Here is a 24,110-nt window from a genome sequence, read left to right as displayed (position 1 = left end):
GGGTTATAAGGGGATATTTCTTTTGTCCATTCTCATTCTTTTGCTGATCGCCGTGCTGACAGCTGTCGATCAGTTTATAAAAATGACGGTTATCACAAACTTAAAGCCCATCGGCAGCGTGACGTGCATTCCGGGCCTTTTGGAGTTCCGTTACCTTGAAAACAACGGCGCGGCATTCGGCTTTTTTGCCGGGCTTTCGTGGCTTTTGATCATACTGACGATAGGGCTTATGGCAGCGTTGCTCGTGTTTTTGTTCCGCTATAAGCACCACACATGGATGTCGCGCACGTCGTGCGTGCTCATCATCGCGGGCGGCATCGGTAACCTCATTGACCGTTTTATTTTCGGCTATGTGGTCGATTACATCCATGTGCTGTTTTTTCCGTATGTGTTCAACTTTGCAGACTGCTGCGTGGTGGTCGGTGCGATTTTGTTTGCCGTGTGGTACTTATTCTTTAAAGACAAAAAAGAAGCGGCAGATAAAAAAGTGAACGAGCCGACGGAAACGACTGCCGACGGGGTCGGGAAATAAGTATGGCGGAGCTGCATGAGATTGAGGTCACAGCGGCGGGCTGGCGCTCTGATAAGCTGATTGCGGAGGCGCTGCCGGAGCTTTCCCGCTCTGCGGTGCAGAATTTGATCCGCGACGGGCATGTGACCTGTGATAATAAGATTGTGCAGAAAAGCACGAAGCTTGCGCCGGGGAGCGTTTTGTGCGTGGAGGTTCCCGAAGCGCGCCCGCTCGACGTGAAGGCGGAGAACATTCCGCTTGACATCGTATATGAAGATGACGACCTACTTGTGGTGAACAAGCCGAAGGGTATGGTGGTGCACCCGGCAGCGGGCAATTATGACGGCACACTTGTGAACGCGCTGCTGTACCACTGCGGCGATTCGCTTTCGGGCATCAACGGCGTGATTCGCCCGGGCATTGTGCACCGCATTGACAAGGACACGAGCGGGCTGCTCATCGTCGCGAAGAACGACACCGCGCACCGGCACTTGGCGGAGCAGATTAAGGCGCACAGCTTTACGCGCGAATACCGCGCCGTGGTGTACGGGAAAATTCGCGAGGACGGCACGGTGGATGCGCCCATCGCACGTCATCCGCAGGATAGAAAGCGCATGGCGGTACAAAACACGCCGAACGCGAGAAACGCCGTGACGCACTATTTTGTCACAAAAAATTTTACGGGATTTACACAGCTGCGCCTGCGCCTTGAGACCGGACGCACGCACCAGATCCGTGTGCACATGGCGTATATCGGGCATCCTGTCGCGGGCGACCCGGTCTACGGACCGAAAAAAGTCATCACGCAGCTGCATGGGCAGTGCCTGCACGCGGGGCTCATCGGGTTCATACACCCGCGCACGGGCGAATATATGGAGTTTGAAGCGCCGCTGCCGCCATATTTTACGGATTTTGTGAAGACGCTGCACGCGGAGAACGAGTAAGGGGGAGCGCTTGTGCGCGCGGGAAGTCAACGGACAATTTTACTGTTCGCGCTGTTTTTAATGGCGTGTGCGGCGGTGCTGTTCTGCGTTTCCTTTGAGAATACACCGCTTGAACCGTACAGGGTGACATCGACAGGGCAAAGCGAAGCAGCCTCGAGCGCGCCGGCTGCATCCGCTTTAAGCGAAGAAAAAGTCAACATCAACAACGCGTCGAAGGAAGAGTTGATTGGCCTGAACGGCATCGGAGAGGTACTCGCCGACAGAATCATCGAATACCGCGAAGCAAAAGGTGGATACAAAGATGTGCGCGAGCTCACGAATGTAAAAGGCATCGGCGAAAAGCTGCTTGAGAAACTGCTGCCGTATGTGACGGTGTAAACAAAAAAGGCATACGTTCCACTCTGTCCGTTTGACATTGCTTTGAAGAACGCCGGTGTGCAGCACAAGCTGATTCCGCCCAGAACACCTTGGCACAACGGCAAGGTAGAGCGGAGTCATCGAAACGACCAGCGCTATTTTTACAACTGGGAAAAGTTTGTAAGTGTAAAAGATCTAAACCGAAAGTGCAAAGATCATTTGCGCTGGAGCAACAGAAAGCCCTCTTGATCTCCTCTGTGAAATTCTTTCTAACGCCTGATTCTTTTCTATCCCTCTTTTCTTTACCTTCTGTGGGTCGTATCTATCTACAACGCAGAGAAAGGCATTAAAAATACTTCATATCGGTTGCAATATGTCGAATTATATGTTAAAATGTAATTAAACAATTAATTTGGAGTGGGAAGAAACATGGTTCCTTTTAATAGACCGCCTTATATAGGCAAAGAGATGGAGTATATTTCCAAAGTAATCAGAGCGCATAAAATTTGTGGTGATGGACAGTTTACAAAGAAATGCCACCAATTGCTGGAGCAGATGACAGGAAGCCAGAAGGTGCTCCTGACTACCTCTGGCAGCCACGCACTGGAGATGGCTGCTCTTCTTTGTAATCTGGAGCCCGGGGATGAGGTGATCCTGCCCAGCTTTACTTTCTCGTCTACGGCCAATGCCTTTGTGCTGGCTGGTGCAAAGCTTGTATTTGTGGATATTCGTCCGGATACCATGAACATTGACGAGACCAAGATCGAGGCAGCCATTACCGATAAGACCCGTGTGATCGTTCCGGTTCACTATGCGGGCGTGGCCTGTGAGATGGATACCATCATGGAAATCGCCAGAAAGCACAATCTGAAGGTGGTAGAGGATGCGGCGCAGGGCGTCATGAGTACCTACCATGGCAAGGCGCTGGGCACCATTGGCGATTTTGGCTGCTTCAGCTTCCATGAGACCAAGAACTACTCTATGGGCGAGGGCGGTGCACTGCTGATCCGCGATGAAGAGAAGAATGAGGCTGCGGAGATCCTCCGGGAAAAAGGCACCAACCGGAGCCGGTTCTTGCGGGGGCAGGTGGATAAGTATACTTGGGTGGGCTATGGTTCTTCATATTTGCCCTCTGACATGAATGCGGCCTACCTGCTGGCACAGCTGGAAGAGGCCGAGAAGATCAACAACGCTCGGCTTGCCAGTTGGCACCACTATCAGGAGCGTCTTGCGCCGCTGGAGCAGCAGGGAAAGTTGGAAATCGCCCACATTCCGGAGGGCTGCGGCCACAACGCGCACATGTTCTGGATCAAGCTTCGTGATCTAGAGGAGCGTACGGCCATGATCGCCTATCTGAAGGAGCATGATATTTACTCCATGTTCCATTATGTCCCTCTGCATTCCGCCGAGGCTGGACTGAAGTTTGGCCGCTTTGCGGGCAAAGACGTTTATACCACCAAGGAGAGCAACCGGCTGACCCGCCTGCCTATGTATTACGGGCTCACGGAGGAAGAGGTCAATACAGTGGTGGAGACTGTAAAGGGGTTCTGGAGGTAAGCGCACAGCAGCGGGCTACTATTCGCTGCTGCACTGCGGCAACGAAAGCCCGCTCAAAATAAATAACGGTAAGGTAACTCGCCAAAAGGGGATTGTGATTTATGCTTGTGACTGTGGCCATACCATGTTACAAATCGGCCAAGACACTGCCGCATGTTGTGGCAGATATTCAAAATCAGTTTTCACTCCATAAGGAATATGAATATCAGCTGGTACTGGTGAATGACGGTTCTCCGGATCAAGATGCAACGTTTCAGACAATTGAGACGCTTTGCAGGGAGGATCCTCGGATCGTAGGAGTAGAATTGTCCAAAAACTTTGGTCAGGCGGCTGCAAAGATGGCTGCGCTGCGCTATGTGCAGGGTGACGTACTGGTGTATATGGATGATGATGGGCAGCATGACGCACGAGGAATTTTTCCACTGGTCCAGGCGGTTGAAGCCGGAGCTGACATGGCAATTGCGGAGTTCCATGGGAAAAAGCATACGCTGTTTAAGCGCTTTACCAGTTGGCTGAACACAGAGATGCTCTGCCTGACACTGCAAAAGCCTAAGAATATCCATACGTCTTCTTTTGCGGCGTACAGTAAATTTCTGATTGAACGATTAAAAGAATATGATACCCCGTTTGTCTCGATGTTTGGCTACGTGCTTCAGCATACAAGAAAAATTGTAAATGTTCAGCTGGAGCATCATGAGCGGCTGGAAGGCCAGTCGGGCTATACGCTGAAAAAGCTTTTGAAGCTATGGAGTGATGGCGCTTTAAGCTTTTCCACAGTGCCGCTTCGTCTGATTGGAATGTTTGGAATCGCATCCTGTGTGGTAAGCCTTGTTATGTGGACTTGCGCAGTTGTAATGGATGTAATGGGAAAGTCGGCAGCGGTCTGGGCGGTTCTTGGGGCAATGTTCTTCCTTGGGGGATGCCTTTTTTTTGCACTTTCCATTTTGGGTGCATATATTGGAAGGGTGTTCCTGATTCAATGTGAACAGCCGCAATATGTGGTTCGGACGGTGCTGAATTATGAGCGGGAAGGAGTCCGGGCGTGACAAAGACATTTGCAAGCTGGCTGAAAAAGCACAGAGAGATTTTGTGTGCGCTGGGAATAAATTTACTGTTTTTACTGATTTGCCGGTGCTTTAGCCATATGCAGTTTGGTACGAATGATGATCGTGATATCAGCAATTTGCTGGCGAATGTCTATGGCGGCGAGGACGGATACTATATTGCTTTTGTAAATGTGTTTTTATGCAAGGCATTGGCTGCACTTTACAAGATTACGAATAATGCTGCCAACTGGTATGTCATAATCTCTGTGGGAGTTTCCTTTATTTCGCTGGCAACAGCATCCTATATCCTGATGCACCGGGCAAAGCGCTTTCCGGCTGGGGCTGCGTTGACTATAATTTTTGTGGGAGCGCTTTGCGAGAGTCACTATATTGTGTTTCAGTTTACCCAGAACGCAGCGTTATATGTTGCGGTGGGGGCAGTTCTGCTGGCCGATATGCTGCAGGAGACATCGAGAAAGGGCAAACTGTTCCGTGGAATTGGCGGGTGCGTGCTCATGTTGATGGGCAGCATGCTGCGTTATCAGTCCCTATACTTTACATTGCCGTATCTTGCGATGTTTGCGGGATATGAAGTGCTGTTTGCGCACAAGGACATGCCGTTACTTTCGTGGCTGAAGAAGAACTGGAAAACACTTGCGGTTATGTGTATCAGTGTTTTGGTAGCGGTTGGAGTTCGCACGGCAAATATGGCGTATTACCGTAGTAATCCTGCTGCGCTGGATTATTATGAGGAAAATGCAATGCGTGCGGAACTGCTGGATTACGGTGTTCCAGACTATGATGAAAATGCGGAGGCATTGATGGCTTTGGGAATATCCAGAGAGGATTTGGATATGTTCGCGAACCAAAGCTATCTGGATAAAGAGGTGTTCAACCGGGATGTTGTGGAAGCACTGGTTGGTATGAAATCAGAACAGTCAGCTTCCTATTCCGCAGTGAATCTTAAAACAGAAGCAATTGCAGCGGTTTTTCAGGTACCAGATGATGTTCGGCAGCGGCAGTTTTGGCTCCTTTTCTTTGGGGTTGTGCTGTTTCTGCTGTTTTGTATGGATTGGAAGCGCTTCCTGTTGCTGCTGGGCACCCTGGTTGTGGCATTTGTGATGATGTGGTATTTTGTTTCTGTGGGACGAATGCCATACAGAGTCTGGTATTCGATCACTGCGCCGGCGCTGCTGTTCTGTATTTATCTTGGAACCCTGAGCTGGCGGAAACGAAGTGTCGTGGATCAGGCAGATAAAAATATCTGGACAACATTGGGCGGTGTTGGGCACGATATGGGCTGCACACTGCTGATTCTGACCTGCGCAGCAGTGTGTGTCCTGACGATTTGTCATGCGGCAGAAGATGACACAGCTGAGATTACCGATACCTATCAGAAAGTAATTGAGTATGCGGAATCATATCCTGATGATTTTTTCCTGCTGGACAGGCCAACGATTTCACGTCTGACCTATACCAGCACGGCAACACCATTTACCTGTTTCTCCAGAACTAGCCACCAGAATGTATGCATTCAGGGGGGGTGGGTGTGCTGGACCCCTGCCAATCTTTCTGTTTTGGAACGATGGGGGATGCCCAATGTCTATCAGGCAATTGGTGAGGGCACGGTGGTATACATGATATGTACGGTTCCGCCAGAGCGGGAACTGGCATTCATTCAGTGCCATTACAATCCCAATGTTACAATGGCGTGGGTGGACAGCGTGAATGACCTGATGGTATATGGGTTTTATATTGCGACGGAATAACGATGGAATAACAATGAAAGAAGCTGAGACTATGGAAAACCAGAAGAAGCTCCTGTTTCTTGGCGGAACAGGAGCCATGTATGATGCGGTTGAACGTGCGAAACGCATGGGTATCTATACGATTGTAGTGGATTATTATCCGAATTCACCTGCAAAGCGGATTGCGGACCGCTCATATTTGGCCAGCACGACAGATATTGATCGGGTGTTGGAAATTGCAAGGGAAAATGAGATAGACGGTGTGTTTACTGGATTTTCTGATGCGAACTTGATGCCTGCATGCCTGGTGGCGGATACGCTTGGACTTCCGTTTTATGCAACGAAAGAGCAAATCAATGTAACCACCAACAAACTGCTGTTCAAAGAGACCTGCAGAGAATATGGGATCCCGGTGGTGCCGGAGTTCCATTTGGATGGTGACCTGAAACGGGAAGATCTGGAGCTGATCCAATACCCGGTGATCGTGAAGCCATCAGATGCGTGGGCTAGCAAGGGTGTTTCAATCTGTGAAAATGAGAAAGAGCTTTGCGAAGCGGTTCCGTATGCACTGAAATTTTCGCAGAATCAGTGCGTGATCGTGGAGCGGTATATGGCTGCCTATCCGGATGTGTGCATGTACTTTAATCTTCAGAATGGTGTACTGTCGTTGTCTTCCATGTGCGAGCGTGACATGAATCAGGTGCAGGAGGGGAAGGCCATGCAGCCCAATGCGTTGTTTTACCCCTGCCGGTTTATTCCGCTCTACTATGAACAGCTGGAGGAGAAACTGAAAAATATGACAGCAGGTCTCGGCATGAAGGACGGCACGATGTTTATGCAGTGCTTTGTGGTGGATGGCATGCTGTTGCCTTTTGAAATGGGCTATCGCCTGTGCGGCGCACAGGAATATATTCTCTGCGCAGCTGAGAATGAGATTGACAGCTGTCAGATGATGCTGAATTATGCGCTGTTCGGTGCATGCACAGGCTGGAATGCGGCAGAGAAGAATAAGCCGATGTTTGACCACAGTGATGTAATTCTGCTGGCACTGATGAAGCCGGGAAAAATCACCCGGATTGATGGATTGGAAGCGCTCCGTGCAATGCCGGAAATCCTCAATATCATTCAGTTCTACTATGAAGGCGATGAGATCGGAAAAGGGTCTATGGGAACGCTGAACCAGACATTTGCAAGAATCTTCATTCAGGGGAAAGATGCAGATCGTCTGCTGGCGTTGATTGATCATGTGCAGAAAACTCTGAAAGTGCTTGATGAAAATGGCGAGCAGATGTTGATCTCGGGCTATGACTGTAAAAAGGCACATGTGCTGAAGCAGTTTGACTGATACGGGTCGGAGGGAAGAAAAGATATGGAAAAAAAGAACGAGTTTACAAATGAAGAGCTGGCACAGGCGGTCAGGTGGGATATTATTGAAATGATCTATCGGGCAGGAATGGGTCATCCGGGTTCATCGCTGTCTTGTGTGGAAATTCTTGTAGCACTCTATTTGGGCGGTGTAATGAATGTGGATCCGCAGAATCCCGATTGGCCGGAGAGAGATAGATTTGTGCTTTCAAAAGGCCATGCCTCGCCGGCATTGTATTCGGTGCTGGCACGCCGCGGATTTTTCCCCCGTGAAACGCTGTCGACATTCCGTAAAACCGGCTCTATGCTGACGGCATATCCGGATATGTCTACGCCGGGCGTAGATATGGAGTCCGGTTCTCTAGGTAATGGTATTTCCACTGCTGTTGGAATGGCGATTTCTGCAAAATTAAGAGGTTGTTCTTATAAAACTTATTGCGTTCTTGGCGATGGAGAGTTACAGGAGGGTATTGTTTGGGAGGCTGCAATGTGTGCAGCACACCATAATCTGGATAACTTGATTGCTTTTGTAGACCGGAACCGACTTCAAATCACCGGAACAGTAGCAGATGTTATGGATATTTCTCCCTTGGAGGAAAAGTGGCATGGGTTTGGGTGGAACGTCATTACCATTAATGGGCACAACTTTGATGAGATCTATGCGGCTATTGAACTAGCACAGCGCCATCAAGGCTCTCCGACGGTCATTATTGCAAACACCGTAAAGGGAAAAGGCGTTTCCTATATGGAAAATGTGCTGAAATGGCATCGGAGTGTTATTTCCGATGAGCAGTATCAGCAGGCGATTACTGAAATTCATGCAAGGGAGGAATTGATATGAGCCAGCTCCCAATCAGAATTATTTTTGGCAAGGAGATCATTCGGCTTGCCGAGGAATATGGTTATTATGCAGTGTGTGCAGATACCAAGTGCTGCTCATTTGAGGATTTTGGAGATATTTATCCGGAACGTCAGATTTCAATTGGAATCGCTGAACAAAATTTGATTGGAGTAGCCAGCGGCTTGGCCAGCTGCGGACATAAGGTTGTGCTGGCAACGTACAGCGTATTTGCAACGATGCGTGCCTGTGAACAGCTCAGAACGTATATTTGCCATCCCAAACAGGATGTTATAGTCATGGGGACTCATGCAGGGCTGCAGACTGGCTCGGAAGGCGTCAGCCATACAGCCATTGAGGACATTGCGATTCTTCGTGCCCTGCCGAATATGACCATTATTCAGCCGTCAGATGCTGTTTCTGCCAGAGTGTTGGCAAGAAAGGCACTGGAGTTCCATGGCCCGCTGTATGTCCGGCTTCCTTTTGACGCTGTAGAGGATATCAATGACGAAGCAACCTATCATGTTGAGATCGGCAAGGCAAATTGGGTAAAGCGTCGGGGAAAAGATGTTACCCTGATTGCCACGGGAATTATGCTGGACCGCACTGTAAAGGCCGCGAAAGCACTGGAAGCCCGGGGAGTCAATGCGCAGATTATGGAGATTCATACGCTCAAGCCCATTGACCGCGAGGCAGTTATTACAGCGGCCGGAGAGACCGGCGCAATTGTGACGGTCGAAGATCACTCTGTCATTGGCGGGCTTGGCGGAGCTGTAGCAGAGGTGCTGGCTACGAATTTGCCGGTTTCTATGCGTATGATTGGTATTCAGGATTGCTTTGCAAGATCCGGAGACGCAGAGGCACTGTATGAGGCAAATCATATGACGGCTGCTGACATAGTAGCGGCAGCAGAAGAACTTGTGGAGCGGAAGAAAATCAGATGAAGCAGTTAGGAATCATTGGGCTGGGGGCTATGGGAGCGCCCATGGCAGGCAAACTACAAGAATGTGGATTTCAACTTTTTACGACAGTGCGTAGTGCGTATAGTCGCCAGAAGGCAGAACGCATGGGAATCCAGGTCTTGGAGACTGCCGGAGAAATTGCGGAGCGAACGGACCGCATTTTGCTGATGGTTTCAAATTATGAGCAGTGCCGCGGTTGCCTGCAGGGGACTGATGGGGTGTTGGCTGCAATGAAAAAGGGAATAATCATTGTTTCCAGTACCATTGCGCCGGAACAAATGCGCCTGCTCAGTGAAATGTGTCCAGAGGGAATTGCACTTTTAGACGCACCGGTAAGCGGTGGCGTAACCGGTGCCGAACAGGGAAAACTTGTAACGATGGCAGCGGGTGACAGTCAGGTATTTGAGGTATGCAGGGATATATTTCAGGCCTATTCCAAGAAGATCGTTTATGTGGGCGCTAAGCTGGGACAAGGCCAGATGCTCAAGGCAGTCAATCAAATGCTGGTTGGAATCCATATTGCAGCAGCAGCGGAGGCAGTGTCTTTCAGCGAGTCTATGGGGATCGATCCGCAGGTATTGCAGGATACAATCTCTGAATGTGCAGGTAATTCTAATATGTTCCAGAGTAGAGTGCCCAAGCTGATGAAGCATGATTTTTCGTCTCGTGCGGCGCTTGAAACGATGGAAAAGGATTCAAAAATTTGTATTGATTTGGCGGAGAAGGCAGGGGTTCCGTGCTATTTGACGGAACTCTGTCATGACTTGTATAGGAAAACGCCTCGTTCCGAGACTGTACAAGAGGATGCTTGCGCGGTAATTAGAGTGTATCAGCAGGCAAACGGAAAGGACTCGAATCTGACTTGAAAAAATGGAACGCAAGCAATAACGTAGAAATAAGTGGGGAGCTGCTGCAAATCAGAGGTGAAAATCGGCATGGATGACAAGGAAAAAGCTGGAATTGGTCAAATCGGTTTTATGCAGGGCACTGTGATTGTATACTCCTTTAGCGGAGTGTTTCAGAAATTGGCGTCCCGATACCCGATGATTTCAATTCAGTTTCTGCTGTTTTATGGATGCTCTATCGGAATTTTATTTGTATATGCAGTTTTATGGCAGATGATTTTGCGCAAGGTCCCGCTGACAACGGCGTATAGCAATCGTGCTGTGTCCATGATTTGGAGTATGGTATGGAGTGTACTGCTGTTTCAAGAGAGTACCAGTTGGAATCAGATCCTCGGTGCGATAGTGATCTGCTACGGGATATATAAGGTTATGGCATCGGGGGATAAGTAACGTGTGGTTGTATTTCCTAATTGCGATCAGCTCTGTTCTGATTGCGGATATTTCACAGATTATTCTGAAAAAAGCAGCAATGAAGCCATATGATGCTTGGTATAAAGCGTACTTAAATTTTTCTGTTATCTTTGCATACTTCCTTTTTGTGGTATCAACAGTCTGCTCGGTGATTGCGCTGCGTAAACTTCCGCTTTCACTCTCGCCCATGTGGCAGTCTTTGGGACAGATTTTTGTAGTGATACTTAGCTATTTCTTTCTGCATGAGAAAATTACGAAAGGAAAACTAAAGGGAATCGCAATTATTGTATTGGGAATCGTGATTTTCTCACTTCCCCTTGGATAAATAAAGGTTATATTTTAACACCAAAGAGTAAAACGGAGGATGCAAACAGTGAAAGGAATTATTTTAGCCGGCGGCGCCGGCACGAGACTTTACCCGCTGACCATGGTAACATCCAAGCAGTTGCTGCCCGTATACGATAAGCCGATGATCTACTATCCCCTGTCTACCCTGATGCTGGCGGGGATCCGGGACATTCTGATCATCTCTACGCCGGAGGACACCCCACGCTTCCACGATCTGCTGGAAGACGGCAGTCAGTTTGGCATCACTCTTTCTTATGCTGTGCAAGAAGCGCCGGAAGGGCTTGCGCAGGCGTTACTCATCGGTAAAGAATTCATCGGTGACGAACCGTGTGCAATGATCCTCGGCGATAATATTTTCTACGGAAACGGTTTCTCCCGCATTCTCCAGAACGCAAGCAGCAGAGCCGAAAACGGCATATCCACGATCTTTGGCTATTATGTAACGGATCCAGAACGCTTCGGTATCGTGGAATTTGATGATGCAGGCAAGGTGATCTCTGTGGAAGAGAAGCCAAAGCATCCAAAGAGCAACTATGCCATCACCGGCCTGTACTTCTATCCCAAGGGTGTGTCGGATCTGGCCAAGAGGGTGGAGAAGTCGGATCGCGGCGAGCTGGAAATTACCACGCTCAACGAAATGTACTTAAATCAGGGTAATCTGGATGTGGAGCTGTTTGGACGTGGCTTTGCGTGGCTGGATACTGGTACAATGGATAGTCTTGTAGATGCAGCAGATTTTGTGCGTATGGTCGAAAAACGTCAGGGCGTAAAGATCTCCGCACCGGAGGAGATTGCTTACCGCTTCGGCTGGATCGATAAAGAAGAACTGCTGCGTTCTGCGGAAAAGTACGGTAAATCCCCGTATGGCACGCACTTGAAAATAGTTGCAGAAGGTACGATCAGAAGTTCCGTTCGCAGTACGAAGACCCAGGAGTAAGTTCCACAGCACAAGGAGTTAGATTATGACGATCATCGTTACCGGCGGCGCCGGATTTATTGGTTCCAATTTTATTTTTCACATACTGAAAGAATACCCGGATTACCGCATTGTCTGCCTCGATAAGTTGACCTACGCAGGCAACCTGTCTACGCTGGCGCCTGTCATGGATAACCCAAATTTCCGCTTTGTGAAGGCCGATATCTGCGACCGCGAAGCTGTAAATAAACTGTTTGAAGAAGAGCATCCGGACATTGTGGTTAACTTTGCGGCAGAATCTCATGTTGACCGTTCTATCGAAGATCCGGGCATCTTCCTCCAGACGAATATTATGGGTACCGCAACGCTGATGGACGCTTGCCGCAAGTACGGCATCCAGCGTTATCATCAGGTCTCTACCGACGAGGTTTACGGCGACCTGCCGTTGGACCGTCCCGACTTGTTCTTCACCGAGGAGACACCGATCCACACCAGCTCTCCGTACAGCAGCTCCAAAGCTGCCGCTGACCTGCTGGTTCTGGCTTACCACCGTACCTACGGCCTGCCTGTGACCATTTCCCGCTGCTCCAACAACTACGGTCCTTATCATTTCCCGGAGAAGCTGATTCCGCTGATGATCGCGAATGCTCTGGCAGACAAGCCCCTTCCTGTTTACGGCGAGGGTCTGAACGTCCGTGACTGGCTGTATGTGGAAGACCATTGCAAGGCCATTGATTTGATTATCCATAAGGGTCGTGTGGGCGAAGTTTACAATGTCGGCGGTCATAATGAAAAGCAGAACATCGAGATCGTAAAAATCATCTGCAAGGAGCTGGGCAAGCCGGAGAGTCTGATTACCCATGTTGGTGACCGTAAGGGTCATGATATGCGTTATGCCATCGATCCGACCAAGATTCATAACGAGTTGGGCTGGCTGCCGGAGACCAAGTTTGAGGACGGCATTAAAAAGACCATCCAGTGGTATCTCGATAATCGTGAGTGGTGGGAGACCATCATCAGCGGTGAGTATCAGAATTACTACGAAAAAATGTACGGTAATCGCTGATGACAAACGATGTACAGCAGATTCGAAGCGCTCCGGCGATCGATTTGCAGGAGCACTTTGGCAAAAAGAAATTGTTTTTCGTCTTAGCAGCAGCGCAGGCGGTTCTGCTGTTGTGCATTCTTCTTTTTTGCAGTATAAAATATGAGGTTTCGGATGATTTCATCATGGAAATGGTGGTTTCCGGTGCGTATACCGGCCACCCAGATGCCCACATGATGTTCTCCAACATTTTCATTGGCTGGCTTTTTGTGCCGCTGTATAGTCTTTTCCCGGCAATAAGCTGGTATTTTTGGCTGCAAATGCTTCTTTGCTTTTTGTCTTTTCTTGCGCTCACTTATGTACTTGTGCAGAAACTTCGTCTTGGCACAGCGGTTCTGACTGTTGTCTGGATTACAGCCTTTGCCGCACGTGATCTGTATATCTTGCCACAGTTTACAAAAACAGCGATTGTGGCATCTATGTGTGGATGTCTGTTGTTTGTTTGGGCGCTGTTTGAACAAAATAGGAGGAAATGCTGTGTATTAGGAGCTTTGTTGGCTATAACGGGATGTTTGGTTCGTAGAGACGCTTTCTTTATGGCGATAGCGTTTTCTAGTGTACTTGTTGTTTATCATATAGTGATTTGTTTTAAGCAAAAACAGATGAAGTTATATGAGTTTTTTCTTAAAATTGCTGTACCAGGGATAGTTTTTATAGTTACTATCTTTTTGTTTAATATTGTAAATGCACTTACATATACAGCCAATCCAGATTATACAGAATACTATACATTTACGAAAATCCGCTCCCAGATATTAGATTACACCTGGTGTGATTATGAAAATCTGCGCGACGAACTTACAGCAATCGGCGTATCGGAAAACGATTATCAAATGATTCTGCATTGGGATTTTGCAGATCAAGCGGTGTTTAGTACAGAGAAGATGCAGCAAGTATTGGATATTATCAATGCACATCGTGTGAATCTGCATCCGAGTATTCGCGAAGCGCTCAGCATGATTCGGTTGCGCCAACTCTATTATCCGATGACGCTTTGCTGTGTGCTGCTCGGATTATTCTGCGCCATTACAAATCCCAAAAAATTTTGGGTACCGGCGGTGTTGGCACTGATGGTGCTTGGATTTCTGGTCTATTTTTACAGACTTGGACGGTGGGTCTATCGCGTAGAATTTGGTTTTCTGTTCTGCGCCGCCGTATTGATCGCGTATTTCTGTGAGCCGTTTTTTAAGCGCAGCAAGGCGACGGAAGCTCTGTTGTGTGCCGCCGCGCTCCTGGTAGGCGGATGGCAGGGGATAAACTATCTGCCGGACAATACTGCACCTATAGAAGACGCTGTAGCATATCGCATGTATGTAGACGGTACATTTTATTATTCGGCAAGCTATTCTCCGGAAAAATACACGAAAACTGTAATTCCCGGCAAACTGCGCCCCGAATTCTTAGCACAAGTGAACGAAACGCCGGAAGATTTATATGTTTTAGATTTTGGCACGGCGATTCAGACGCTGTACTATGATTTTAGTGTGTTTAAAAGCAGCCGAGCCTGCTTTCCGAAAAATGTATTGTTTTTGAGTGGTGTGACGCAAAGCCACCCAAGTGTGCAGGACTACATTGAGTCCCTCGGCTTTGAAAATACGCTTGCAGCTCTGCCAAGCAAAAACGTCTATTACGTCAGCAATACGTCGTCTGAAACGCGTATTTTAACATTTTTTCATGAGCATGGCCATTCCGATATGCAGGTGACCGCCTGCGGCACTTTTGATGATTATACGCTCTGGAAGTATACGGAAACCGTTAACTGAAAATGAGGGGGCTAAAACTTGTTTACAAAAGCGGAAACGGCTCGGGTAAAAGGGATCGGTATACTTTTACTCCTGTTTCATCACTTGTTTTATAATGTGGATTTTGTTGAAAAGACAAAAATGGAGTTTCTTTTCTTGTCGGAAGATAGGATCCAACCAGTTGCCGTCATGGCGCGTGTATGCGTTTGGCTGTTCGTGTTTTTATCCGCGTACGGTTTATCTCTGCAATACCAAAAACGCGGGGGTGCAAATTCTGAAAGTACTTTACAATTTCTGATCCGACGTTGGTTTTCCTTGATGAAAGCTTTTTGGCCGGTCTATGTATTTGTATTTTTCGGGTATTGGATCGTTAGAGGCAATCCGATGCGTGTTTATGAAAACAGCGTGATTCGAATGATTGCGGATGTGTTTGCTGTTTCGGATTTTTTCCAAACCGGATTGCTCAGCGGCGTATGGTGGTATATGTGTCTGGCACAGATCATCGTGCTTCTGATCCCGCTGATAGACAGCCTGTGTGAACGGCTCGGAATGGCAGTGGTTCCGATTGGCTTTTTACTGCCTCAATTCATTCCCGATTCGATCCACTCCAAATATGGCGGCAGCTATTTGAATTATTTCTTAGTCATTCTTCTGGCAGCTGCATGTGCCAAGGGAGACGTGCTGAATAACTGATGTCTCGAAAAATGAAACACGGTAAATGGTCGGAAGTCGTGTTTGCGACGGTATTGTTCTTGGGCGCCGCGGGACTTTTGGTTTTGCGCTTTAGTATCTCGCAGAACGATCTGTGGCAAATCTGCGGTTTGCTCAGTGCGCTGGCTGCGTTTCTGATCATTGTTCTGGTTGGACGGTATTTTAAGGCGCACGTTATTTCTGCTCCTCTTGAGTTTTTAGGAAAACACTCAGGAAATATGTTTATGGTCCATGCTTTCTTTTACGGACCGTGTTCCGCTTTGGTTTTTTGGTCACATAATGCAATTTTGAGCTATTTTACGCTTTTGGTCATGAGTTTGGCCTTCTCCATCTCGATCGAAGCGATCAAAAAATGGTCAAAGTATAATAAACGGATGACAACGGTCACCAATTGGGTAACAAGTAAATTACATGCTTGATTTCTCAAAATAAAAATCCCCGAGTTCGCCTCGCAGTGCTCTGCAAATTGAACTCGGGGGTTCTTCTATCGCGTTTTATTTACTTCCCCAAAAATTCTCTCAACGCCGCATAGTCCACATTCTCCGGCTTCACTTGGTCGAAGAACGCAAGCAGCTTTTCGGCCAGCACGCGTTCGCCGCCGCTTTTTTACTTACTTCAAAACGACCTTATGGAAGACCTTTTTGCCTTTTTTGATGATGACATGGCCTTTTTCAAAATCGGCTGCGGTGCAGGTCTTGGCGATATCGGTGACCTTTACGTCGTCGACGGAAACACCGCCCTGCTGCACGAGGCGGCGGCCCTCACCCTTAGATGCAATGAGGCCGGCTTTCTGCATGAGGTCGAGAATGTTGATTGCGCCGTCGGTGAGGTCGGCTGCGGTGATCTCGGTGGTCGGCATGTTCTCGGAGTTTGCGCCGCTGCCGAACAGTGCACGTGCGGCTTCCTGTGCCTTCCGGGCTTCCTCAGCGCCATGTACCATCTGTGTAAGCTCGAACGCGAGGATCTCCTTTGCGCGGTTCAGCTGGCTGCCTTCCCAGCTTTCCATCTTTTCAATCTCGTCAAGCGGCAGGAACGTCAGCATCTTGATGCACTTCAAAACGTCGCTGTCGTCTACGTTTCTCCAGTACTGGTAGAAATCGAACGGGGAAGTTTTGTTCGGGTCAAGCCACACGGCGTTGCCGGCGGTTTTGCCCATCTTCTTGCCCTGAGAATCGGTGAGCAGGGTGATGGTCATGGCTGCGGCATCCTTGCCGAGTTTTCTGCGGATGAGCTCCGTGCCGCCGAGCATGTTGCTCCACTGGTCGTCGCCGCCGAACTGTAAATTGCAGCCGTACTTCTGGAACAAGGCGTAGAAGTCGTAGCTTTGCATGATCATGTAGTTGAACTCAAGGAAGGAGAGACCCTTTTCCATGCGCTGCTTATAGCACTCGGCGCGCAGCATGTTGTTGACAGAGAAGCATGCGCCCACTTCACGCAGGAGCTCGACGTAATTGAGCTTTAAGAGCCAATCGGCGTTATTGACCATGAGGGCCTTGCCGTCGGAGAAATCGATGAAGTTTTCCATCTGGCGCTTGAAGCAGGCGGCGTTGTGCTCGATGTCTTCCATCGTGAGCATCTTGCGCATGTCGGTGCGGCCGCTCGGGTCGCCGATCATCGTGGTGCCGCCGCCGATGAGGGCAATTGGCTTGTTGCCCGCCATCTGCAGGCGCTTCATTAAGGTCAGCGCCATGAAGTGACCAGCTGTAAGGCTGTCTGCGGTGCAGTCAAAGCCGATGTAGAACGTGGCTTCGCCGTTGTTGATAAGGTTGCGGATGCGCTCTTCGTCCGTGACCTGTGCAATGAGGCCGCGGGCCTGCAATTCTTCGTAAATACCCATGTTGTTTCGTTCCTTTCGATTTTCAGGTTTTGGGCTTTTGGGGCAATAAAAAAGCCCCCTTGATCTTCAAGGAGGGGAATTTTGAATATAAAAAAACACCCTCACTTGATCTATGAGGGCGAACACGTTTCGTTTTGTGGTTCGCGGTACCACCTCAGTTTATTTCAGGCTCACACCTGAAACCTCAACGGGTACAAACATACCCTTGCGCTGTAACGTGCGCACACGGACTTTTTTACTGGGAACCCGTTCAAAAAGACAGCTCCGGAATGTATTTCGGCGTTTTTTCGCACCTGCTTACACCACCCGCAGGCTCTCTGTGCCGATGAAAACGCGTACTTCTTTCTTTCACAGCCATTGTGCTTATTATAGTCGGCGCTTTTCGGTTTGTCAAGCACCGTTTTTGATTTTTTCTACGGCGGCTAAAAGCTGCGCCTTTTTTTCTTCGCTCGTCACCCAGCGCAGGAGCATTTTGGTCGTGAGGTTTTCGGGGAGATCAAGTGCTTTCAAAACGCCTTGGCGCAGTGTGGCGCTGTTTACGCCGCCGGTGAGACCGAGAGGCATGAGGTCTGCCGGGGTTAAGGGCTGAAAATCGGTTGTGCTGCCCTCAACGGAAGCGCCGGCTTCTTTTAAAATTTCCAGTAAAATTTCCGAGGAAATGCCCTCCACGCCGAGCTTGCCTTCTTTGGAAGGCGCCGCTTTGCGCTTTTCTTTGCCGTAAATATCCGGGATATACGCGTGGCGAATTTGATTTGACGGCACGAAAGACGTGATATACGCGCGGATCTGCCGGCCGGCGTTGTCACTGTCCGTCAAAATGACGATGCCGCGCTCTTTGGCGAGCTTGCGGATGAAATCGCGCTTTTCAGCATCCTTGTAGATGCCAAAGCCGTTCGTTGTGACGATGATAGCGTCGGTCAGCGCGGAAAGCTTGCTTTTGTCATACCGGCCCTCGACGATGAGGGCTTCGTTCATGTGGATCATAAGAGCTCCTTTAGGCCACGCTGCCGCGGTGCGCGACGTACAAAAGCTGGGCGAAAAGCTTTTCGAGTGCGATTCTGTCCATGTTTTCACCGCCCGAAAGCTTGATGGAAAGATCGCAGTTGAGTAAAAGCGAAAGGCATTCTCGCAGCATTTCGATAGAAAGGTCGCGCACGTCGCGCTCGGCATATTTTAATCTAAAATCGCGGCCGCGGTAATCGCCGTATTCCGTCGGCGCCATGGACGTTTTGCCCGCTTCGATCGCGGCGCGCACGCGGTACATGTCGATGTAAGCGCTGCTTAAAACGGCCAGAATCGTGTACGGTTCTTCGCGCTGGGCCATCAGTAGATCAAGCAGCGCATACGCTTTGCTGTAATCGCCGCGCACGAGGGCATTGCTCAAGAGAAACACGGTTGTTTCCATGTTTTTCGTGACCGTTTTTTCCACCTGCTCGGCGGTGATCTCGCCGCCGCCCGCAAAGGCGCAGAGCTTTGTCACTTCGTTTGTGAGGGCGTTTAAGTCGTTGCCGACGTACTGCACGATGCGCTCGGCAAGCTTGCGGGAGAGCAGGCAGTTTGCCTTTTCGGCCTCGCGGCAGACGTATTTTTCAAGCTCGTTGTCTTTCAGGCGCAGCGAGGGCAGGGAAAAGCCGCGCGTGTCGAGCTTCTTTAAAAACGTGCGCCACTTTGCGCTCTTTTTCGGATCAATCTCGAGCGTGGGCAGATAAAGAATAAGCACGGTCGTTTCGGGAATAGTATCGAGCAATTCGTAGAGCTTATCGAGCTCCGCGGTGTTCATGGCTTCCACGTTGAGGTCGGAGACCGTGACACACTTGCGCTCTGCCATAAACGGCATGGCGACAACGGCGTCCGCAATGCTGTCTACGGGCGCGTCGTGCGGGAATTCCTGAAAGTTGAATTCCGGGAAGTTGCCGTCCAGTTTTTTTAACAGGCGATTTAAATTTCGGCGCACGAGCAGCTTTTCGTCGCCGTACAAAAAGTAAAGGCTGCCGATTTGCTCTTTTGCAATCTGCTCCTTGAGTTTGGTTTCCGTAATCTCGGGCATAGTGTTTTCCTTTCGTTGCGGCTTAGCCGCCGTATACCGTGTACGTGCCGCGCTCGTCAAAATCGAGCCGGATGCTTTCGTGCTCCGTCATAAAGAGGTATGCGCCGGGCGAAAGCGAAGCTTCGGTATCCTCTATTATACCATTTGTTTTTAAAATCGTAAACGGGGCAGAGACTGCATTTTGCGGTTTTTCTGTCACCAAAATATCTGTGTCGTGGGAAAGCGACGTGCTGCGTTTCGTTTCAAGGTAAATTTCCGTGCCGTTTACGGTGACCGTGACGGTCTCGCCGCTGTCCGTGACCGTGAAGCTGCCGGAGGGAAGCACGCCGACATAACTGAAATCGTAAAACGCAGCGTTTTCCGCAGGGTAATATACGGTGTCCGGCACGAGAATCTGCTTGACCTCGAAAAGCTGTGCAAGCTTTTCGGCGCAGCGGATGCTTTTTTCATCAGGCTGCACGAGTAAAAGGGTGATCTGTTCCGCACCGTTCGCGCGCAGGGCGGTCTCAACGGAAGCGGCATTTCCGCTGCACCCGAGCACCTCGGCGGAGGTGTTTGTGATAATCGCCGTGCAGGCGGCGTAATCGGTGCGGAAAACGACAAGGCGTGCGGCGCTTTGGCTCAAAAGCGCGTTTGCACTCATGCCGCAAAGCAGGATACACACCGTTAAAACGCATGGCAGCGCTTTATTTTTGCGGCGGTAGAGAAGCACGGAAAGCGTGAAGAAAAGGACGCAGATTACGACGGTTACGGGCAGATATTTGCCGGAGATACGCAGCGTACCGGGAATGTGCTCTGCGATAAGCGTGATGATGAAATTCTGCGCCTTCACGCAAATGCCGCTTAAAAACACGAACGGTGCGGCGCACGGGGAGAGAACGGGGACGGCGAGCAGCAAGGCGGCGATAAGCCCGAACCGCAGCAGCCACGCGGAAATTTCCAACACCAAAAGCGATGTGAGCACCGAAACGAATTGCACTGTGCCGTATAAATAAAGCTGCAGCGGCGCAGTGAAAAGCACCGCCGAAAATGAGACGGAAAATGCAGAAACAAGCTTTGCAAGGTGCGCTTTCCGCTGCGGCTTGCGAATATTTTTCGTGATTGCTTTTGTGATGCGGGGCGCAAGCAGGATGATGCCGAGCGTCGCCGAAAACGAGAACAACAGGGAGACATCGCCCGCGCAGAACGGGTTTAATAAGCTCATGGTCAAAACGGCGACCGCAAGGGAGTTGAGCGGTTCCGCCTGGCGACCGAGAAGAATGCCGAAAAGCAAAATGAGCTGCATAATGCCGCTGCGCACCACAGAGGCCGAAAGCCCCGAGACGAACATAAAAAGCAGCGTAAACACCGCGGAAACGAGCGCGGCCGGGCGGCGTTTCAGTCCGAGCAGACCCAGAAAACCGAGGGTGAACTGCGTTAAGATCGCCATGTGCATGCCGGATATGGCCAAAATGTGCGAAGCACCGGCCTTTTTGTAGGCGGAGATAAGCTCGGTTTCCATATCGTCCCGCAGGCCGAGCAGCATGGCGGAAAGCACAGAGCCTTCGACTTTGGGGTAGTTTTCCAAAATCAAATTGTGAAAATGCGTGCGGATTTGGTTTACATAATATGAAAACGGGCGCTTTTCGACAGGCGTGACCTGCACGGATTCGTAATCCGTGACATAGGCGGATAAGACCATGTTATCCGCAAGCCACGAGGTGCGCGGGGAGAGCCCGAGGCTGTCTTCAAACGCGAAGAACTTCGCTTCGCACGTGACCGTGTCGCCAATCTCTGCCGGGAAAGCCTCGCTGTGGGAGAGGCGTACCGAAAAATCGACATCCTGTACAGGCTCGTCGATGTGCGTCACATGCAGCTTGTAATAGAACCGCCCGTTGCTTTTCGTGAGGAACGACTCTACGTTTCCGGTGACGGTATATGTGCCGCCGTCATAGCGCTCTGTGGGCAGCACGAATAGATTCATTGCAACTGCAAACACCGCGAATGCGGCTGCGGTGGCGATGAGGGAAAGCACGAAATTCGGCCGTTGTCGATGCTGCTTAAACAGCAAAAGCAGAAAAACGGCGGCGAACAGCAAAACCGCCGAAACGGCGGCAAACGGCGCGCCGAAGAAAGAGGCGACAAACAGCGCCGCGAAAAAGGGGAAGCCGATGTGCACGGCCGGGCGGTCGATGTCGGGGTTCTCCATAAAAGCTCCTTACAGCAAAATTCTTACGATATCTTCGTAGCTTGCGGCTTCAAAGTTGGGCGGTATGGGAAGGGTGTTTGCTTTGCGATTAGGGTTATACCATAAGCTGTCTAAACCGGCGTTCTGCGCGCCTTTGATGTCTGCCGAAAGCGAATCGCCGATGACGAGACAGTTTTCGGTGCTCGCGCCCGGTATGTGCGCAAGGACATAATCAATATATTTTTTATCCGGCTTTGCCGCGCCAATCTTATCGGAAATAAAGCAGCCCTTCATAAAGGCCGTGACGCCGGAATTCTTGAGGCGTCCGGGCTGCGAGATCGGATTTCCGTTTGTGGTGATGTAGAGGTCGTAACGCTCTGAAAGCGCACGCAGCATATCTAAAGCGCCCGGCAGCGGCGTGCCGGTTTTCGCTATGCCGGAGACATATAGGTCTTGCAAAAAATCGATGCTGACCGGTGTGAGCCCCGCGACCTCGAAGAAATCGACGAAACGGTTGCGGTACAGCTCCGCTTTGGTGCAGAGCTTTTGCTCAAAACGCCGCCACCAGCTTTCGTTGCAGTCGTTATAAAGGCGCAGAATCTCTGCGCTGTATGGCTTTTGCTTTGCAAGCCCCGATTGCTCGTACATATATTGAAATGCGAGCGGCATGTCCTTTTCAAAATCGATGAGCGTCTGATCGGCATCAAACAGCAGATTTCTATATTTTGTGTTCATTAAAGTCTCCCTCAAAGCAAAAAAATCCGATAGAAAAGGACGATGTGCAGTACGATGAAAACGGGCATGGAGATCACAAATTTCAGGTGCTTTGTTTTGTGGCGGATACACAGCATGGCGATAAATTCGCCGAGTGCGCCGCCTGCCGCACCGAGCAAAAGGAGCGTGCGCTCCGGGACACGCCACTGCTTTTTCTGTGCGCGGCGCTTATCGGTAACGGTCAGGACTGCGGCTGTGATATTGATGATACAATAATAGGTCAGCAGTGTGAACTGCACGGGTTCCAGTTTAAAATCCATCATATTTTCCTCGCTTGTCTCATACTTATGATTATCTTACCGCAAATCCGTTTGGCGGTCAAGGGAACGCAGAGAGAAAGGAAAAAGCGTATGATCGTAATTAAAAAGTATCATTATGTCATCGCGGTTTTAATTTTGGTTGCGGCCGTATTTCTGGCGATGAAAAGCGCGGCGGGACGGGAGAAAAACGCAGAGCCGCGTGCGGCGGAAAACTCCGTTGAAGTCGTATTCTCAAGCACTGCGCCGGAGCATGAGGATAGCAACGCCGCAGAAACGACCGCAAAAGCAGAAGAACCGCTTGTCGGCGTGTGGATTCCGTATATGGCGCTCGATGTGACGGAGAAGACCGAAGAAACGTTCAAGGAGAATTTTGATGCCAAGCTTGCGGCTGCGAAAAGCGTCGGCGCAAATGCGGTGTTTGTGCATGTACGGCCGTTTGCGGACAGCCTGTATCCCTCGGAGTACGAGTCGTGGTCGCACCTTTTGACCGATATGCAGGGGAAAGACCCCGGCTATGACCCAATGGAATACATGGTAAACGCCGCGCACGAGCAGAATATACAGTTTCACGCGTGGATCAACCCGCTGCGCATTGCGAGCACGACAATTCCGCCGGAGCTTGACGAAAATGGATTTTATATGCAAAATTATGTAAATCACCCGGAATATTTTATGGCGTACAACAGCGGCATTTATTATAACCCCGCAAGCGCGTATATCCGCAACCGCATTGCGGACGGCGCAGCGGAGATCGCCGAAAAATACGACGTGGACGGCATTCATTTTGACGACTATTTTTACCCCACGGACGACGAAAGCATCGACGCCGAGCAGTACACGGCGTATGTAAAAGAAACGGAAGAGCCGCTCACGCTGCACGAGTGGCGCACCGCGAATGTGAACGCGCTCATCGCCGCCGTGTACAGCCGTGTGAAGGAAGCGAATGAAAATGTGCAGTTCGGCATTTCGCCGCAGGGCAATTTAGAAAACAACGAGATGATCAATGCTGACGTGTACACGTGGTGTGCGCAGGCGGGGTATATCGATTACGTTTGCCCGCAGCTTTATTACAGCTTTGAAAATGAAGCGCTGCCGTTTGAAACGGCGCTCCAAAATTGGTGCGCATTAAAGCGCCTGCCAAGCATCAAACTGTATATCGGGCTTGCGGTGTATAAGGCGGGCACGGATGCGGACAACGGCACATGGCTCAACACGACCGACATGCTCGCAAAGCAGATCGACCGCGCAAAGGAAGCGGGTGCAGACGGCGTGGTGCTGTACGCCGTAGACCACCTGACAGGCGAAAACGCCAAAGCCGAAATGGCGAACGCCGTGCCGGAGCTGGAAAGGTTTAAAGAAGCACAACAGAATTGACAAATTATATAAAATATTCCACAGATTAAGAGAAAATATTGCGCCTTGCCATCACTTTTGATATACTGAAGCTGCGGCTGATGTATGAAAAGCGGTGCAGAATGTGTCCGTCCCGCATTTTGCGCCTGTCGCACGGGGCGATATTCGAAAACGTCCGACCTGTTTGTTTTAATGCGGAACGAGGA

General features: G+C 49.9%; 25 protein-coding genes and 1 other annotated feature. Of the genes, 19 read left to right on the top strand and 6 right to left on the bottom strand.

All coding sequences use genetic code 11. The annotated features are described in order from the left end of the window. The first annotated feature begins 22 nt into the window (after positions 1–22). From lspA to ACLTX1_RS06470, 18 genes are all read left to right on the top strand, one after another. Complete coding sequence (gene lspA / locus ACLTX1_RS06555; RefSeq protein WP_343284270.1) at positions 23–532, top strand: signal peptidase II; 510 nt, start codon at positions 23–25, stop codon at positions 530–532. Positions 533–534: 2 nt separating this feature from the next. Beyond that, positions 535–1,455, top strand: a complete 921-nt coding sequence (locus ACLTX1_RS06550) for an RluA family pseudouridine synthase (RefSeq protein WP_412330645.1) — start codon at positions 535–537, stop codon at positions 1,453–1,455. A gap of 12 nt (positions 1,456–1,467) precedes the next feature. Further along, on the top strand, positions 1,468–1,833 hold the full coding sequence (locus ACLTX1_RS06545; RefSeq protein WP_412330644.1) for a ComEA family DNA-binding protein: 366 nt from the start codon (positions 1,468–1,470) through the stop codon (positions 1,831–1,833). 57 nt (positions 1,834–1,890) lie between these two features. Next, a complete protein-coding gene (locus tag ACLTX1_RS06540; protein ID WP_373367762.1) occupies positions 1,891–2,061 on the top strand; it encodes an integrase core domain-containing protein in 171 nt (56 codons plus the stop codon). 180 nt (positions 2,062–2,241) lie between these two features. Next, positions 2,242–3,369, top strand: coding sequence for a dTDP-4-amino-4,6-dideoxygalactose transaminase (rffA, locus tag ACLTX1_RS06535; RefSeq protein WP_308448215.1), 1,128 nt, complete (start codon positions 2,242–2,244; stop codon positions 3,367–3,369). Positions 3,370–3,470: 101 nt separating this feature from the next. Then, positions 3,471–4,415 (top strand): glycosyltransferase, encoded by a 945-nt coding sequence (locus ACLTX1_RS06530; protein WP_308448216.1) that lies wholly within the window; start codon positions 3,471–3,473, stop codon positions 4,413–4,415. After that, positions 4,412–6,184 (top strand): hypothetical protein, encoded by a 1,773-nt coding sequence (locus ACLTX1_RS06525; RefSeq protein ID WP_308448217.1) that lies wholly within the window; start codon positions 4,412–4,414, stop codon positions 6,182–6,184. Before ACLTX1_RS06530 ends, ACLTX1_RS06525 begins: the two co-directional genes overlap by 4 nt. 31 nt (positions 6,185–6,215) lie before the next feature. Beyond that, positions 6,216–7,508, top strand: coding sequence for a hypothetical protein (locus ACLTX1_RS06520; protein WP_308448218.1), 1,293 nt, complete (start codon positions 6,216–6,218; stop codon positions 7,506–7,508). A 24-nt stretch (positions 7,509–7,532) separates the two neighbouring features. Further along, entirely contained in the window at positions 7,533–8,369 is an 837-nt protein-coding gene (locus tag ACLTX1_RS06515; protein ID WP_308448219.1) for a transketolase, read from the top strand. Further along, on the top strand, positions 8,366–9,310 hold the full coding sequence (locus tag ACLTX1_RS06510) for a transketolase family protein (protein ID WP_308448220.1): 945 nt from the start codon (positions 8,366–8,368) through the stop codon (positions 9,308–9,310). The genes ACLTX1_RS06515 and ACLTX1_RS06510 overlap by 4 nt, the downstream gene beginning before the upstream one ends. After that, the gene (locus ACLTX1_RS06505; protein WP_308448221.1) at positions 9,307–10,194 is read left to right on the top strand and encodes an NAD(P)-dependent oxidoreductase; all 888 of its coding nucleotides are present in this window, start codon (positions 9,307–9,309) and stop codon (positions 10,192–10,194) included. The genes ACLTX1_RS06510 and ACLTX1_RS06505 overlap by 4 nt, the downstream gene beginning before the upstream one ends. 69 nt (positions 10,195–10,263) lie before the next feature. Next, entirely contained in the window at positions 10,264–10,623 is a 360-nt protein-coding gene (locus tag ACLTX1_RS06500; RefSeq protein ID WP_308448222.1) for an EamA family transporter, read from the top strand. Between the two features lies 1 nt (position 10,624). Continuing rightward, on the top strand, positions 10,625–10,969 hold the full coding sequence (locus ACLTX1_RS06495; protein WP_308448223.1) for an EamA family transporter: 345 nt from the start codon (positions 10,625–10,627) through the stop codon (positions 10,967–10,969). Positions 10,970–11,017: 48 nt separating this feature from the next. Beyond that, positions 11,018–11,929 (top strand): glucose-1-phosphate thymidylyltransferase RfbA, encoded by a 912-nt coding sequence (rfbA, locus tag ACLTX1_RS06490; protein ID WP_308448224.1) that lies wholly within the window; start codon positions 11,018–11,020, stop codon positions 11,927–11,929. 25 nt (positions 11,930–11,954) lie between these two features. After that, positions 11,955–12,974: a dTDP-glucose 4,6-dehydratase gene (gene rfbB / locus ACLTX1_RS06485; protein WP_308448225.1), complete on the top strand. Its 1,020-nt coding sequence runs from the start codon at positions 11,955–11,957 to the stop codon at positions 12,972–12,974. Next, positions 12,974–14,776 (top strand): hypothetical protein, encoded by a 1,803-nt coding sequence (locus ACLTX1_RS06480; RefSeq protein WP_308448226.1) that lies wholly within the window; start codon positions 12,974–12,976, stop codon positions 14,774–14,776. Before rfbB ends, ACLTX1_RS06480 begins: the two co-directional genes overlap by 1 nt. 18 nt (positions 14,777–14,794) lie before the next feature. After that, positions 14,795–15,448, top strand: a complete 654-nt coding sequence (locus tag ACLTX1_RS06475; protein ID WP_395506437.1) for a hypothetical protein — start codon at positions 14,795–14,797, stop codon at positions 15,446–15,448. A gap of 11 nt (positions 15,449–15,459) precedes the next feature. Further along, a complete protein-coding gene (locus ACLTX1_RS06470; protein WP_395506436.1) occupies positions 15,460–15,885 on the top strand; it encodes a hypothetical protein in 426 nt (141 codons plus the stop codon). Positions 15,886–16,076: 191 nt separating this feature from the next. Here ACLTX1_RS06470 and tyrS read toward each other — a convergent pair whose 3' ends face one another. The 6 genes from tyrS to ACLTX1_RS06440 all read right to left on the bottom strand — a co-directional run bounded on the left by tyrS (position 16,077) and on the right by ACLTX1_RS06440 (position 22,554). Beyond that, a complete protein-coding gene (gene tyrS, locus ACLTX1_RS06465) occupies positions 16,077–17,303 on the bottom strand; it encodes a tyrosine--tRNA ligase (protein WP_308448228.1) in 1,227 nt (408 codons plus the stop codon). A gap of 111 nt (positions 17,304–17,414) precedes the next feature. Beyond that, positions 17,415–17,664: a binding site (T-box leader), on the bottom strand. A 29-nt stretch (positions 17,665–17,693) separates the two neighbouring features. Next, the gene (locus ACLTX1_RS06460; RefSeq protein WP_343284277.1) at positions 17,694–18,287 is read right to left on the bottom strand and encodes a toprim domain-containing protein; all 594 of its coding nucleotides are present in this window, start codon (positions 18,285–18,287) and stop codon (positions 17,694–17,696) included. A 10-nt stretch (positions 18,288–18,297) separates the two neighbouring features. Continuing rightward, a complete protein-coding gene (gene holA / locus ACLTX1_RS06455) occupies positions 18,298–19,350 on the bottom strand; it encodes a DNA polymerase III subunit delta (protein WP_343284278.1) in 1,053 nt (350 codons plus the stop codon). Positions 19,351–19,372: 22 nt separating this feature from the next. Further along, entirely contained in the window at positions 19,373–21,538 is a 2,166-nt protein-coding gene (locus ACLTX1_RS06450; RefSeq protein ID WP_412265017.1) for a ComEC/Rec2 family competence protein, read from the bottom strand. Positions 21,539–21,547: 9 nt separating this feature from the next. Beyond that, entirely contained in the window at positions 21,548–22,252 is a 705-nt protein-coding gene (locus ACLTX1_RS06445; RefSeq protein ID WP_412265016.1) for a YjjG family noncanonical pyrimidine nucleotidase, read from the bottom strand. A gap of 11 nt (positions 22,253–22,263) precedes the next feature. Further along, positions 22,264–22,554: a DUF1294 domain-containing protein gene (locus ACLTX1_RS06440; protein WP_316686135.1), complete on the bottom strand. Its 291-nt coding sequence runs from the start codon at positions 22,552–22,554 to the stop codon at positions 22,264–22,266. 87 nt (positions 22,555–22,641) lie between these two features. Here ACLTX1_RS06440 and ACLTX1_RS06435 point away from each other — a divergent pair, with 87 nt between their 5' ends. Then, positions 22,642–23,925: a glycoside hydrolase family 10 protein gene (locus ACLTX1_RS06435; RefSeq protein WP_412265015.1), complete on the top strand. Its 1,284-nt coding sequence runs from the start codon at positions 22,642–22,644 to the stop codon at positions 23,923–23,925. The last annotated feature ends 185 nt before the right edge of the window (positions 23,926–24,110 follow it).

The sequence above is a fragment of the Hominenteromicrobium sp. genome, from assembly GCF_046974225.1.
In the GTDB taxonomy this organism is placed as follows: Bacteria; Bacillota; Clostridia; order Oscillospirales; family Acutalibacteraceae; genus Hominenteromicrobium; species Hominenteromicrobium mulieris.
Note: the sequence above shows the minus strand (reverse complement) of the source record. Positions and strands in the feature narration are given on the sequence as shown.

Bases quoted from the DNA above. Each gene is read 5' to 3' on its own strand.
- ACLTX1_RS06550 (WP_412330645.1), top strand. From the start codon at position 535: ATGGCGGAGCTGCATGAGATTGAGGTCACAGCGGCGGGCTGGCGCTCT.
- rffA (WP_308448215.1), top strand. From the start codon at position 2,242: ATGGTTCCTTTTAATAGACCGCCTTATATAGGCAAAGAGATGGAGTAT.
- ACLTX1_RS06530 (WP_308448216.1), top strand. From the start codon at position 3,471: ATGCTTGTGACTGTGGCCATACCATGTTACAAATCGGCCAAGACACTG.
- ACLTX1_RS06520 (WP_308448218.1), top strand. From the start codon at position 6,216: ATGGAAAACCAGAAGAAGCTCCTGTTTCTTGGCGGAACAGGAGCCATG.
- ACLTX1_RS06515 (WP_308448219.1), top strand. From the start codon at position 7,533: ATGGAAAAAAAGAACGAGTTTACAAATGAAGAGCTGGCACAGGCGGTC.
- ACLTX1_RS06510 (WP_308448220.1), top strand. From the start codon at position 8,366: ATGAGCCAGCTCCCAATCAGAATTATTTTTGGCAAGGAGATCATTCGG.
- ACLTX1_RS06505 (WP_308448221.1), top strand. From the start codon at position 9,307: ATGAAGCAGTTAGGAATCATTGGGCTGGGGGCTATGGGAGCGCCCATG.
- ACLTX1_RS06500 (WP_308448222.1), top strand. From the start codon at position 10,264: ATGGATGACAAGGAAAAAGCTGGAATTGGTCAAATCGGTTTTATGCAG.
- rfbB (WP_308448225.1), top strand. From the start codon at position 11,955: ATGACGATCATCGTTACCGGCGGCGCCGGATTTATTGGTTCCAATTTT.
- ACLTX1_RS06480 (WP_308448226.1), top strand. From the start codon at position 12,974: ATGACAAACGATGTACAGCAGATTCGAAGCGCTCCGGCGATCGATTTG.
- ACLTX1_RS06470 (WP_395506436.1), top strand. From the start codon at position 15,460: ATGAAACACGGTAAATGGTCGGAAGTCGTGTTTGCGACGGTATTGTTC.
- tyrS (WP_308448228.1), bottom strand. From the start codon at position 17,303: ATGGGTATTTACGAAGAATTGCAGGCCCGCGGCCTCATTGCACAGGTC.
- ACLTX1_RS06460 (WP_343284277.1), bottom strand. From the start codon at position 18,287: ATGATCCACATGAACGAAGCCCTCATCGTCGAGGGCCGGTATGACAAA.
- holA (WP_343284278.1), bottom strand. From the start codon at position 19,350: ATGCCCGAGATTACGGAAACCAAACTCAAGGAGCAGATTGCAAAAGAG.
- ACLTX1_RS06450 (WP_412265017.1), bottom strand. From the start codon at position 21,538: ATGGAGAACCCCGACATCGACCGCCCGGCCGTGCACATCGGCTTCCCC.
- ACLTX1_RS06445 (WP_412265016.1), bottom strand. From the start codon at position 22,252: ATGAACACAAAATATAGAAATCTGCTGTTTGATGCCGATCAGACGCTC.
- ACLTX1_RS06440 (WP_316686135.1), bottom strand. From the start codon at position 22,554: ATGATGGATTTTAAACTGGAACCCGTGCAGTTCACACTGCTGACCTAT.
- ACLTX1_RS06435 (WP_412265015.1), top strand. From the start codon at position 22,642: ATGATCGTAATTAAAAAGTATCATTATGTCATCGCGGTTTTAATTTTG.